Annotated in this window: 9 protein-coding genes and 1 pseudogene; 3 read left to right on the top strand and 7 right to left on the bottom strand. The window is 74.3% G+C overall.

Annotated elements, in window-relative coordinates; all coding sequences use genetic code 11:
• Positions 1-5 precede the first annotated feature (5 nt).
• The 6 genes from BLP29_RS16780 to BLP29_RS16755 form a co-directional block, all read right to left on the bottom strand.
• The gene (locus tag BLP29_RS16780; RefSeq protein WP_092806646.1) at positions 6-1253 is read right to left on the bottom strand and encodes a lipase family protein; all 1248 of its coding nucleotides are present in this window, start codon (positions 1251-1253) and stop codon (positions 6-8) included.
• 62 nt (positions 1254-1315) lie between these two features.
• Positions 1316-1765, bottom strand: a complete 450-nt coding sequence (locus BLP29_RS16775) for an NUDIX hydrolase (RefSeq protein WP_092806644.1) — start codon at positions 1763-1765, stop codon at positions 1316-1318.
• A gap of 23 nt (positions 1766-1788) precedes the next feature.
• Positions 1789-3048 carry a sensor histidine kinase gene (locus tag BLP29_RS16770; protein WP_092806642.1) on the bottom strand — a complete coding sequence of 420 codons (1260 nt, stop codon included), beginning with the start codon at positions 3046-3048 and terminating at the stop codon, positions 1789-1791.
• The gene (locus BLP29_RS16765; RefSeq protein ID WP_092806640.1) at positions 3045-3728 is read right to left on the bottom strand and encodes a response regulator transcription factor; all 684 of its coding nucleotides are present in this window, start codon (positions 3726-3728) and stop codon (positions 3045-3047) included. Before BLP29_RS16765 ends, BLP29_RS16770 begins: the two co-directional genes overlap by 4 nt.
• Before the next feature lie 15 nt (positions 3729-3743).
• Positions 3744-4364: a hypothetical protein gene (locus tag BLP29_RS16760; RefSeq protein ID WP_133379238.1), complete on the bottom strand. Its 621-nt coding sequence runs from the start codon at positions 4362-4364 to the stop codon at positions 3744-3746.
• A 36-nt stretch (positions 4365-4400) separates the two neighbouring features.
• Positions 4401-5423, bottom strand: coding sequence for an LLM class flavin-dependent oxidoreductase (locus BLP29_RS16755; protein ID WP_092806982.1), 1023 nt, complete (start codon positions 5421-5423; stop codon positions 4401-4403).
• 141 nt (positions 5424-5564) lie between these two features.
• Between BLP29_RS16755 and BLP29_RS16750 the strand changes: the two genes are divergently transcribed.
• From BLP29_RS16750 to BLP29_RS16740, 3 genes and pseudogenes are all read left to right on the top strand, one after another.
• Entirely contained in the window at positions 5565-7073 is a 1509-nt protein-coding gene (locus BLP29_RS16750) for a class I adenylate-forming enzyme family protein (protein ID WP_092806636.1), read from the top strand.
• Positions 7073-8050, top strand: a pseudogene (locus BLP29_RS16745) (phosphotriesterase family protein). The gene BLP29_RS16750 and the pseudogene BLP29_RS16745 overlap by 1 nt, the downstream one beginning before the upstream one ends.
• 71 nt (positions 8051-8121) lie before the next feature.
• The gene (locus BLP29_RS16740) at positions 8122-9039 is read left to right on the top strand and encodes a DUF5996 family protein (RefSeq protein WP_092806634.1); all 918 of its coding nucleotides are present in this window, start codon (positions 8122-8124) and stop codon (positions 9037-9039) included.
• Between the two features lie 123 nt (positions 9040-9162).
• On the opposite strand, the gene BLP29_RS16735 is transcribed toward BLP29_RS16740, so the two are convergent.
• Positions 9163-11904, bottom strand: coding sequence for an MGH1-like glycoside hydrolase domain-containing protein (locus BLP29_RS16735; RefSeq protein WP_243470044.1), 2742 nt, complete (start codon positions 11902-11904; stop codon positions 9163-9165).
• Between the last annotated feature and the right edge of the window lie 18 nt (positions 11905-11922).

The following is an 11922-nucleotide window of genomic DNA, read 5'->3' as shown; positions in this document are numbered from 1 at the left end:
CGGGTTCAGCAGGCGGGGATCACCGGCAGGCCGCGGGAGACCGCTCCCAGCCAGGCGGCGAAGAGCGGCAGGCTCTGCGGCAGACCGGTGACGTGCTCGGCGGGCAGCAGGTCCAGGCGCGTCGTCGCCCCGGCCGAGCACCAGACGGCGTGCAGGTCCTGCGCCTGGCCCAGGGCCACGATCTCGTCGGCGACCGCGTGCGACTGGTAGATCGGCACCGTGGGCACCGGCCGCGCGGCGAGGTCGTTCTCGGCGACGACCGCGGCGATCGCGGGCTCGGCGAGCAGTTCGTCGAGCGTGCTGCCGTCGGCCGTGTAGTCCGCGACCGAGGTGAACGCCGCGGCCAGCGTGCCCGGTCCGCCGACGCACTCGCTGCGCAGCTGCGCGACGACCGCGCGGCCGCGCTCGTTCAACCGGTCCTCGAGCCGGACGGCGTCGGGGTAGGCGGCGTCGAGGCCGATGACGCCGAGCAGGCCGAAGTAGGCGGCCGGGCCGCCGTCGAGGGTCTGCGCCAGCGCGCCCAGGTCGGCGGGCACACCGCCGACGGCCGCACCGGTGACGCGCACGTCCGGTGCGTAGGACGGCGCCAGCGACGCGGCCCAGGCCGCGCCGCCCCCGCCCTGCGAGTAGCCCTGCAGCAGGACCGGGGACGCGTCGGTGCTGCGCGCGCCGGGCACCGCCGACGCGGCCCGGGCGAGGTCGAGGACGGCGTGCGCCATCGACGGCCCGGTGGTGTAGGTCGGCGATCCGCCGTTCAGGTAGCCGTCGTAGTCGGTGACCGCGACCGTCCAGCCCTGGGCCAGGCCGGCGGCGACCGCGCCGAGCTCGTACTCGGTGCCGGCCACGAACTGCTTGCTGGGTGCGCACTGCGGCCCGAGGCCCTGCGTGCCCGGCGCGATCGTGAGCACCGTGCCCGCCCGCGAGGACAGCGTCGGGGTGAACACCGTGCCGGAGACGACCTGCGGCGCACCGGTGGCCGAGGTCGAGGTGTAGAGCACCGTCTGCGCGGTGAACGGCAGCACCCCGGCGAGCGGGACGGCGGCCGGCCGGGTGCGCAGCACGGTGCCGGGCGCGCCGGTGGCCGGCGGGGCGTCGTAGAACGGGTCGGTGGCCGTGGCGGGGGCCGGGACGACGGTGGCCGGTGTCAGGTCCGGCACGGTCGGGGCGGACGTCGCGGGGGCGGCCGACGCCGGGGCGGCGCCCAGGAGGAGGGATCCGGCGGCGAGCAGGCCGACGGCGAGGCGACGGGGCATCAGGCGACTCCGGTGTCGTGACTGTGACTGTCGCTCACATCAACGAGCGGCCGCGCCCCGGGTCACGCCAGCGCCGTGACCAGCCGGTCCAGGAAGGGCAGCTGACCCTTCACCAGCTTGGTGCGGGCGGTGTCGAGGTCGAGCCAGGCGGCGCGGTCGATCTCGGGGAACTCCTGCACGCGCCCCGAGCGCGGCGGCCACTCGAGCTCGAAGGTGTTGCTGACGACGGCGTCCGGGTCGAGGTCGCCCTCCGCGGCCCACACCGTGAGCACCTTCGACCCCCGCACCACGCCCAGCGGGAGCAGGTCGGCGGGGGCGGGGTGACCGGTCTCCTCGGCGAACTCCCGGCGCGCGGCGGCCTCGGCGTCCTCGTCCTGGTCGTGCTCGCCCTTGGGGATCGACCAGGCGTGCTCGTCCTTGCGCGCCCAGAACGGCCCGCCCATGTGGCCCAGCAGCACCTGCAGCTCGGGGTCGCGGCGGTACAGCAGGATCCCGGAGCTGAGGCGTGGCACGGCCCCATCCTGGACCGCGCCGGTCAGGTCGGCGGACCCAGCTCGAGCACGACCGTCGTCCCGTCGTCGCCGTGCACGGTGGCCGACCCGCCGGATGCCTCGGCGGCCCGGCGGGCGATGTCCAGCCCGAGCCCGGTGGACCCCCGCCCCGACACCCCGCGCCGTACCGCGGCGGTGGCCGCCGTCCCGGGGCCCCGGTCGGCCACGGTGACCACCGCGCCCCCGCCCGGCCGGGAGCGCACGGCGACGGCGAACGGCGTGCCGGCCGGGGTGTGCGCGAAGACGTTGCCCAGCAGCGCATCGACCACCGCACCCAGGTCGGCCGCGGGCACCCGCACCGGCAGGGGTCCCGGCACGAGGTCGACGTCCAGGGCGCGGCCCTCGTCCTCGGCCAGCACGGCCCAGAACCCCACCCGGTCGGCCACCACCGCGGCGGCGTCGCTCTCGGCCTGCAGGCCCTCGCGCACCGGGCGGCGGGCGTCGGCGATGACGGCGTCGACGGTGCGGGACAGCTCGTCGACGTCGTCGACCAGCCGGTCCCGGGCCGACCCGGTGGGCAGCGCGTCGACGTCCAAGCGCAGCGCGGTCAGCGGGGTGCGGAGCCGGTGGGCGAGGTCGGCGGCGTTCTCGCGCTCGGCGGCCAGCAGCTCGCCGATCCGCCCGGCCAGCCGGTTCACCGCCGTCCCCACCGCCCGGATGTCGGCGGGCCCGGCGGGCTCGACCCGGGCGGTGAGCTCGCCGTGCCCGAGCCGGTCGGCGGTGGCGGCCAGCTCGGAGACCGGCCGGGTGAGGGTGCGGGCCAGCCGGTCGGCGACCAGCAGCGCGAGGGTGAACAGCACGAGGCCCAGCCCGCCGAGCACCAGCCACGTGCGCAGCACCCCCGACCGCGCGACCTCGTCGGGCACCCGCACCGTGACCACCGCGGTCCCGCCGTCGCGGGCCACCGGTTGGGCCACGACGGTGCCCCCGGCGACGTCGACGGTCGTGGCGGTGGTCGGGACGGCGCTCGGCAGCACCGCGCCCGGGTCGCCGACGACCGTGCCGTCGGGCCAGACGACGGCGACCTGCCGGCCGGCGGCCAGCCCGGCGTCGACCGCCGTGCGGACGCCGTCGGCCCCCGGGGCGAGCGCCACGACGGGCAGCAGGGTCTGCACCTGCTGGCGGGCGGCGTCCAGGGCCCGGGCCTCGGCCACCCGCGACACCAGGGCGGCGGCCGGGAGCAGGAAGGCCAGCAGCACGACCGAGGTGGTGGCCGCGACCAGCAGGGTGATCCGCCGCCTCACGCCGGCCCGGCCAGCCGGACGCCGACCCCGCGCACCGTGTGCAGCAGCCGCGGCTCCCCCGCGCTCTCGCCGAGCTTGCGGCGCAGCCACGAGAGGTGGACGTCGACGGTCTTGTCCGACCCGCCGTAGGGCAGCTGCCAGACCTCGGCGAGCAGCTCGCGCTTGCTCACCACCGTGCCGGCCCGGGCGGCGAGGTGGGCCAGCAGCTCGAACTCCTTCGGGCTCAGCGGCACCTCGGCCCCGGCCAGGGTCACCCGGTGCGTGCGGACGTCGACCACCAGGTCGCCGACGACGATCGGTGCGACGTCGCCGTCGGGGCCGCCGGCCCGGCGCAGCACGGCGCGGATGCGGGCGTCGAGCTGACCGGCCTGGAAGGGCTTGACCACGTAGTCGTCGGCGCCGGCGTCCAGGGCCCGCACGATGCTGCCGTCGTCGTCGCGGGCGGTCGTGACGATGACCGGCACGGCCGACACCGCCCGCAGCATGCGCAGCAGCTCGACCCCGTCGAGGTCGGGCAGGCCGAGGTCGAGCAGCACCAGGTCCGGTCGCCGGTCGAGCACCTGCTGCAGGCCGGCCAGCGCGGTGCCGGTGGACTCCACGACGTGCCCGCGGTCGCGCAGGGCACGGATCACCGCGCCGCGGATGCGTTCGTCGTCCTCGACGAGGAGCAGGGAGGCCACCGGGTGCTCAGGCGCTCAGTCGTCGGAGCCGTGGCCATCGGAGCCATGGCCGCCCGAGTCGTCGCCGCCGTCGTCGTCGGACCCGTGCCCCCCGGAACCGCCGTGGTCGTCGGCGGTCGGGGACGGCGAGGCGGACGGCGACGGCGAGGCGGCCGGCGCGGACGGGGCCGGGGTGACGGCCGGGCGGTCGTCGCCGCCGCCGCCGGAGTCATCGCCGCCCTCGGCGACGGTGAAGACGGGGCCGGTCGGGCCGCAGGTGGCGGTGACGTGGATGCGCCGGTCACCGGCCTTCAGCTCGACGGCGGTCGCGCCGGACGAGTCGTCGACCTCCCACCCCGCGGCCGGGGCGCTGCCGAGCTGGAGGACGCCGTCGACGCACGAGCCGTAGACGGTGCCGCCAGCGGTGACCTGCTGCCCGGTGAGCGGGGCCGCCGGCGACACCTCGGGGGCGGTGGAGCCGGGGGCCGGCGATGCCGGCGGCGACGACGACGGGGTGACCGCCGCCGGGCTGACGGAGGTGGCGGCCGAGGCCGGCACCGGGTCGGCGTCGAGCAGCCCGACGGCGAAGAAGCCGAGACCGACCGCGACGGTGGCGGCGCCGGCCCAGGCGGTGGCGAGGAGAGGTGTGGTTCGCATGCGGGTCACTCTCCGGTCGCCGGGCTCAAGGCCAGGTTAAGGCGTCGCTGTGCCTGCGCCCGGGGTCCAGCCCAGCGCCGGGCCCAACCGGGTGGCCATGTCGGTGAGGATCTGCACGTAGTCCTCGTGCTCGAAGCTGAACGGCAGCGCGAACGCCACCTCGGTGACCTGCCGGAAGCCGGCGTGGGCGTGCAGCTGCTCGGCGATCTGATCCGACGTGCCGACGAGGTCGGGGGCGAAGAGCAGCTTGCCCGGGCCCTGCGGCTCGCGGGTGCGCGGCAGCCGGGCGGCGGCGTAGGCCTCGTACTTCTCCCGCTGCGCGGGCGTCGCGCTGTCGGTCGGGACGACGACGAGGCCCTGGGACACCCGGCCGCCGGGGTTGCGGTCGAGGTAGGCGGTGATCTGCTCGCCCTGGACGGCGGCGAAGTCGGTGCCCGCGGCGCCGGTGACGACGCTGGAGGTGAGCAGGTTCAGGCCCTGCTCGGCGGCCCAGGTGGCCGAGCGCAGGCTGCCCGCGCCGTACCAGACCCGCGAGCGCAGCCCCGGGCTGTGCGGCTGGACGCGGTCGGAGAACACCTCGATGCCCTGCGTGCCCGCGGTGGCCACCGCCTCGCCGCCCACCATGCGCAGGAAGCGGGTGACCCGCTCGTAGCCGAAGTCCTCGACGTCGGCGGTGTCGGGGTAGAGCACGCCCTTCACGTCGTCCCACCGCATGGGTGGACCGACGCTGATGCCCGGGTTGATCCGCCCGCCGCTGAGCAGGTCGACCGTGGCGAGGTCCTCGGCCAGCCGCAGCGGGTTCTCCCAGCCGAGCGGGGTCACCGCCGTCCCCAGCTCGATGCGGCTCGTGCGCTGGGACGCCGCGGCCATGACGGCGACGGGTGAGGAGACGCCGAACTGCAGGTGCCGGTGCCGCAGCCACGCGGAGTCGAAGCCCAGCTCCTCCCCCAGCTGGATCTGGGTCAGCAGCGCCTCCATCCCCGGGCGCGGGTCGGCGCCGTCGAAGACGCCGATGGTGAGGAAGCCGAGCTTCTGCAGGGGCTGGTCAGCGGTGGGCACGAGCCGCACAACCCGGCGGTCGCCCCGTGCCTTCCCGGTCGGGGGCGCGGGTGCCCGGCCTGACCCTGGACAGCCCCCCGCGCAGCCGACAGACTCCGGCCGAGCACCTCCGGGACACCGTCGTCGTCGGGAGACACGCGCATGGGCAACCCGTTCGACACCAGCGGCACCGAGGTCGGCGCCGACGGGATCCGTCGCTACACCGGGCTGCCGCAGAACCTGCTGCACATGCTGCGGCAGGCGGTCGAGGCGCACCCCGAGCGCACCGCGGTCGTCGAGCTGGGCGGCGAGCGGGTGTCCTACCGCGACCTGTGGGACCGCTCCGCCCGGGTGGCCGGTGGGCTGCGCGCGGCCGGGGTCCAGCCCGGTGACCGGGTGGCGATCCGCAAGGGCAACGGCCTCGACTGGGTGCTCGCCTTCTGGGGCACGCTGCTGGCCGGCGGCGTCGTCGTGCCGGTCAACACCCGGTTCGCCCAGCCCGAGGTCGACTACGTGGTCGGGGACTCCGGCGCCCGGTACGTCGTCGAGCCCGACGCCGCGCTGCCCGACGGGGAGCCCCTGACGGTCATCGACCAGGCGCACACCGACGTCGCCGGCATCTTCTACACGTCCGGGACGACGGGGTTCCCGAAGGGTGCGATGACCACCCACGAGAACTTCCTGTCCAACGTGGAGACCTGCCTGCGCTGCCTGTCGCTGGACCGCGACGAGCACCTGTCGACGCTGATCTCGGTGCCGCTGTTCCACGTCACCGGCTGCAACTCCCAGCTGCTGGTGCTCACCGCGATCGCCGGCACATCGGTGGTCATGCCGGTCTTCGAGGTCGGGGCGTTCCTCACCGCCGTCGAGACCGAACGCATCTCGGTGCTCACCACCGTGCCGACCATCTACTGGCTGGCCCTGCAGAGCCCGGCCTTCGCCTGCACCGACACCTCCTCGGTGCGCTCGCTGTCCTACGGGGGCGCACCGATCGCCCCGGACCTGGTGCACCGGATCCAGCGGGCGTTCCCGACGGCGCGGGTGGGCAACGGGTTCGGGCTGAGCGAGACGTCGTCGGTGTCGACGTACCTGCCGCACGAGGACGCCGCCGAGCACGCCGACTCGGTCGGCTACCCAGCACCCGTGGTCGACGTCCGGCTGGACGACGTCGACCCGACCAGCGGTGTCGGTGAGCTGCTGATCCGGGGCCCGCACGTGGTGGCCGGGTACTGGGGCAAGCCGGAGCAGACCGCCGAGGCCTTCGCCGGCGGCTGGCTGCACAGCGGCGACCTGGCCCGGATCGACGACGAGGGCCGCGTGTACGTCGTCGACCGCAAGAAGGACATGATCAACCGCGGCGGCGAGAACGTGTACTGCGTGGAGGTCGAGAACGCGCTGGCCGCGCACCCGGCCGTGGGCGAGGTCGCGGTGCTCGGCGTCCCCGACCCGGTGATGGGCGAGAAGGTGGGCGCCGTCGTCGTCCCCCGGCCCGGCACCACGGTCGTGCCCGCCGAGCTCCGCGCGTTCGCAGCCACCCTGCTGGCGGACTTCAAGGTGCCCCAGTTCGTCGCCGTGCGCGACGACCCGCTGCCGCGCAACCCCGGCGGCAAGGTGCTCAAGCCGACGCTGCGGGAGCAGACCCCGTGGACCGAGATGCAGGAGGCGCGCTGATGCCCACCGTCGAGACCGTCCGCGGCCCCGTCGACACCGCCGAGCTGGGCCGCACGCTCATGCACGAGCACGTGTTCGTGCTCTCCACCGAGCACGTGCAGAACTACGGCGCCGACTGGTGGGACGAGGACGAGCGGGTGGCCGACGCGGTCGCCAAGCTCACCGAGCTCAAGGGCCTGGGCATCGACACGATCGTCGACCCGACGGTGTGGGGGCTGGGCCGCTACATCCCGCGCGTGCAGCGGGTCGCCGAGCAGGTCGACGTCAACATCGTGGTGGCGACCGGGCTCTACACCTACGACGAGGTCCCGCACCAGTACGAGCACCGCGGCCCGGGTCTGCTGCTGGACACCCCGCGCGACCCGATGGTCGACGACTTCTCCGCCGACCTGCGCGACGGCATCGCCGGCACCGGGGTGAAGGCGGCGTTCCTCAAGTGCGTGGTCGAGGCCAAGGGCCTGACCCCCGGCGTCGAGCGCGTGCTGCGCGCCGTCGCCGCCACCCACCGGGACACCGGGGCGCCGATCACCGTGCACACCTAGTCGGCCACCCGGGCCGGGAACCTCATGGTGCAGGTGTTCACCGAGGAGGGGGTCGACCTGACCAAGGTGGTGGTCGGGCACGCCGGGGACTCCAACGACCTGGACTACCTCGGCGGGCTGGCCGACGCCGGCTGCCCCCTGGGCATGGACCGCTTCGGGCTGGACATCTACAACCCGACGGCCGCCCGGGTGGCGACCATCGCGGCCCTCGCCGAGCGCGGCTACGCCGACCGCATGGTGCTGGCGCACGACGCGAGCTGCTACATCGACTACTTCCCCGGCGCCGCCCAGGCCGCCGTCGCGCAGATCGCGCCGAACTGGCACTACCGGCACATCAGCCAGGACGTGCTGCCGATGCTGCTGGAGGCCGGCGTGACCGAGGCGCAGCTGGACCAGATGCTGGTGGACAACCCGCGGCGGTACTTCGAGCGTTGAGCCGTCATCCGCGCGGTGAGCCCGGTCCCGGCCCGTGGCAGGCTCGCGGTCCCGACACGACGGAGGTACCCGTGGAGCTGTTCCCCCCGATCCCCTACGCCGGCTGGTCCGACACCCTGGCCACCGTGCACCGCGTCGCCCAGGTGGTCGGCCGGGTGCGCCTGTTGGCCAGCCCGCGGCGCAACCACTGGTGGAACGTCCCCTTCCACCTGACCGGCCGCGGCATCACGACCCGGCCGATGGGGTTGGACCCGACGTTCACCGTCGACCTCGACCTGCTCGACCACCGCCTGGACATCACCACGGTCGAGGGACGCCGGGTGTCGACCGGGCTGCTGGGCCGCTCGGTGGCCCAGGTGCACGCCGATGTCGTCGCCGGCCTGACCCACCTGGGCATCGACGTCGACATCACCGGGGCGAAGCCCTTCGACCTGCCCGACGCCGACCGGCCCTTCGCCGCCGACACCGAGCACGCCAGCTGGGACGCCGCCGCGGTGACCCGCTACTGGCAGGTGCTCAGCCAGGTCAACCTGGTGCTGGAGGAGTTCGCCGGCGGGTTCTCCGGCAAGACCAGCCCGGTGCACCACTTCTGGCACACCTTCGACATCGCAGTCACCCGGTTCTCCGACCGGGTGGTCGACCAGCCCGCCGGCGCCGACCCGGTCACCCGGGAGGCCTACTCGCGGGAGGTGGTCAGCTCCGGGTTCTGGTTCGGCGACCCGACCTACCCCGACCCGGCGTTCTACTCCTACACCGCGCCCGAGCCCGCGGGCCTGGAGACCGAGCCGCTGCCCGAGGGCGCCTCGTGGCTGGCGCGCGGCGGCAGCCACCTGGCCGTGCTGCCCTACGACGTGGCCCGGGCCGCGGCCGACCCGCGCGCCGCGGTGCTCGAGTTCTTCGAGGCGGCCTACACCGCCGGCGCGACCCGGGCCGGCTGGGACGTCGCCGGGCTCGCCTGCACGAACGGCATCACCGACCCGCACCGCTGACCCACCCGGGCCCCGGGGCGCGTCCTCCCGTCCCGGGGCCCGGGCAAGGGAGCCCCTCCACCACGCATGGGTGTCATCCGTGGTGGAGGGGCTCCCTCGCCTCGGCGGAGACGCCGGCGGGCATCAGCTCCAGCGGGGGTCGGGGGGCAGCCGAGGGTTGAGCAGGTGGGCGACCAACGCCGTCCAGCCGGTCTGGTGGGTGGCGCCCAGCCCCTCGCCGGTGTCGCCGTCGAAGAACTCGCTGAACGTCGGGTGCTCGCGCCACAGCGGGGAGTCGCTGGACTCGATGCGCTCGCCGTCGGCCGGCCGCTTGCCCTCGACCGGCCGGAACAACGCGGTCAGCCCGTTGTCGATGAGGTCGGCGGCGTCGACGAGGGTGCAGTGGTTGCCCGACCCGGTGGGCAGCTCGATGGTGAACGAGTCGCCGTAGAACCGGCCCAGGGTGCGCAGCTTGTCGGCCAGCAGCACGTTGACCGGGAACCAGACGGGCCCGCGCCAGTTGGAGTTGCCGCCGAACAGCGCGGTGCGCGACTCCCCCGGCTCGTACTCGATGCGGGCGTCGCGGCCGCCGACCTTGGCGATGACCTCACCGGTGGACTTCGACAGCGACCGGATGCCGAACGGGGAGAGGAACTCCTCGGTGTCGAACATGCGGGTGAGGATGCGGCGCAGCCGGTCCTTGTCCACCAGCGACAGCAGCATCTTGCGGCCCTCGGGCGCCGAGCGGCTGCGCAGCGGCGCGACCAGCTCGGGACGCCGCCGCTGCAGCCAGCGCAGCCGCTCGGTGACGTCGGGGACCTCCTGGGTGATCCAGTGCGGCACCTCGGTGACGCCCAGGATCGGCAGCAGGCCCACCATCGAGCGCACGCGCAGCGGCTGGCCCTCGCCGTCGGGGGCGACCAGGACGTCGTAGAAGAAGCCGTCCTCCTCGTCCCACAGCGACACCTCGTTCGAGCCGAAGGCGTTCATCGCCTCGGCGATCGACAGGAAGTGCTCGAGGAACTTGGTGGCGGTGCCGTCCCACGCCTTGTCGTAGCGCGAGAGCTCCAGGGCGATCTTGAACATCTGCTGGCAGTAGAACGCCATCCAGCTGGTCGCGTCGCTCTGCTCCAGCCGGAAGCCCGGGGGCAGCGGCGCCGAGCGGTCGAACAGCGCGATGTTGTCCATCCCGAGGAAGCCGCCCTCGAAGACGTTGGAGCCGTCGGCGTCCTTGCGGTTGACCCACCACGAGAAGTTCAGCAGCAGCTTGGTGAACACCCGCACGAGGAACTCGCGGTCGCGGTAGCCGTCGATGCGGTAGACGTGCCAGGCGGCCCAGGCGTGCACCGGCGGGTTGACGTCGCCGAAGGCCCACTCGTAGGCGGGCAGCTGGCCGTTGGGGTGCATCGCCCACTCGCGGCACATGAGCACGAGCTGCTCCTTGGCGAAGTCGGGGTCGACGTGCGCCAGGGGGATGGTGTGGAAGGCGGTGTCCCAGGCGGCGAACCAGGGGTACTCCCACTCGTCGGGCATCGAGATGACGTCGGCCAGCGCGACGTGCCGCCAGGTTGTGTTGCGCCGTCCCTTCTTCGCGCGGTCGGCGGGCGCGGGGACGTCAGGGTCGCCGTCGAGCCACTGCGCGACGTCGAAGCGGTACAGCTGCTTGGTCCACAGCAGGCCGGCGTAGGCGCGGCGGGCCACGTGCCGGTCGTCGTCGGACAGCCCGGGGTGGATGACGGTGGAGTAGAAGGCGTCGGCCTCCTCGCGGCGGGCGGCGAGGACTGCGTCGAAGGACTCGCCGAACATGCCGTCGACCGGCTCGTCGGTGGTCAGCCGCAGCTTGACCGACACGGTCTCGCCCGGCGCGACGGACTCCCACTGGTACCAGAACGCGGCCTTCGTGCCGGTGTGGCTGGGGTTGAGCCGGCTCTTGTCCCCGTGCACGACCCGGCGGTTGACGCCGTCCTTGGGGTACTTGGTGTCGTTGCGCGAGGCGCCGAAGAGGGTGACCTTGTCGGTCTCGTTGTCGCAGCACAGCACCTTGGGCGCGCCCTCGGCGGCCAGCACGTACCGGCCGAGGAAGCCGTGGTCGGCCTCGACGGCCTCCAGGCCCGACGCCGTCAGCGTGGGCGCCAGCAGCTGGGTGAGGTGGCCCTGGCGCTTGTCCCCGCCCCACGACCACGTGTTGCGGAACCAGACCTGCGGCAGCAGGTGCAGCGGTGCCGGGTCGGGCCCGTGGTTGGTGGCGGTGACGGTGATGCAGATGTCGTCGTGGTCGGCCTTGGCGTAGGTCACCTGGACGTCGAAGAAGCGGTCCTCGTCGAGCACGCCGGTGTCGGCGAGCTCGTACTCGCGCTCCATGCGCGAGCGCTTCTTGTTCTCCTCGCGCAGCTTGGCGTAGGGGTACTCGGCCTGCGGGTAGCGGTAGAGCCATTGCACCCACGAGTGGGTGGGCGTGCCGTCGACGGCCCACCAGTGCTCCTTGGCGTCCTCGCCGTGGTTGCCCTCGTCGTTGGTCAGGCCGAACAGCCGCTCCTTGAGGATCGGGTCCTTGCCGTTCCAGAGCGCCACCGAGAAGTTGAGGAAGCCGTAGCGGTCGCAGAACCCGCCGAGGCCGTCCTCGCCCCACCGGTAGGCGCGGGCCACCGCGTGGTCGAACGGGAACCCGGCCCAGGCGTCGCCGTCGGCGGAGTAGTCCTCGCGGACGGTGCCCCACTGCCGGCCGGCGAGGTAGGGCCCCCACATGCGCCAGGGCGAGTTCTGGTCGCCGGACTCGGCCAGCCGGGCGTGCTCGGCGCTGCGCGGGTCGACGGCGTCCTGGGGCCCGGGCGGCGGGGCGACGGGGATGTCCTTGACGCTGGGGACACGTGGGCGGCTGGGAGGCACCGGGACACGGTGCCATGC

Source organism: Klenkia marina, from assembly GCF_900101025.1.
In the GTDB taxonomy this organism is placed as follows: domain Bacteria; phylum Actinomycetota; class Actinomycetes; order Mycobacteriales; family Geodermatophilaceae; genus Klenkia; species Klenkia marina.
Note: the sequence above shows the minus strand (reverse complement) of the source record. Positions and strands in the feature narration are given on the sequence as shown.

Coding starts and splice junctions, on each gene's coding strand:
- BLP29_RS16780 (WP_092806646.1), bottom strand. CDS start 1,253: ATGCCCCGTCGCCTCGCCGTCGGCCTGCTCGCCGCCGGATCCCTCCTC.
- BLP29_RS16760 (WP_133379238.1), bottom strand. CDS start 4,364: ATGCGAACCACACCTCTCCTCGCCACCGCCTGGGCCGGCGCCGCCACC.
- BLP29_RS16750 (WP_092806636.1), top strand. CDS start 5,565: ATGGGCAACCCGTTCGACACCAGCGGCACCGAGGTCGGCGCCGACGGG.